Raw genomic sequence first — 537 nt, 5'->3', positions numbered from 1 at the left:
CCAACTGGGCGGTCATGCTGGCGCTCATCGACCAGCCGACCACCCGGCGCGAGAACAGGTCGATCACCGCCGACACATAGAGCCAGCCCTCAGCCGTCCAGATGTAGGTGAAGTCGGCGATCCACTTCTGGTTCGGGCGCTCGGCCTCGAACTGCCGATCCAGAAGGTTCGACGCCACGTTCGCAATCTGGCGATGGCCTGCGTCCTTCGGCAGACGCCGGCGTCGTGGCCGCGCCCGCAGGGCCTGCAGGCGCATCAGCCGTTCGACCCGGTGCAGGCCGCATTCGACGCCGTCCGCCAGAAGGTCTCGCCAGACGCGCCGCGCGCCGTAAGTCCGGTCACTGGCAAGGAAGCTGACCTTGACCTGCTGGCCTACGGTCTCGTCGCTTCGGGATCTGGCGCTGGGCGATCGGTTCAGCCAGGCATGAAAGCCCGACCGCGACACGCCCATCGCTTCGCATAGCCATGCCACCGGCCAGATGCCCCGGTGCTTCGCGATGAAGCCGAACTTCATGTCGCTTCCTTCGCGAAGTAGGC

Annotated in this window: 1 protein-coding gene; it reads right to left on the bottom strand. The window is 66.5% G+C overall.

What is annotated here, in order from left to right:
- On the bottom strand, positions 1–537 hold a 537-nt coding region (locus IVB42_RS06485; protein WP_247469914.1), incomplete at both ends, for an IS3 family transposase.

Source organism: Bradyrhizobium sp. 45, from assembly GCF_023073155.1.
Classification (GTDB): domain Bacteria; phylum Pseudomonadota; class Alphaproteobacteria; order Rhizobiales; family Xanthobacteraceae; genus Bradyrhizobium; species Bradyrhizobium canariense_D.
The sequence above is the reverse complement of the archived record's forward strand: the minus strand, read 5'-3'. Positions and strand labels throughout refer to the sequence as shown.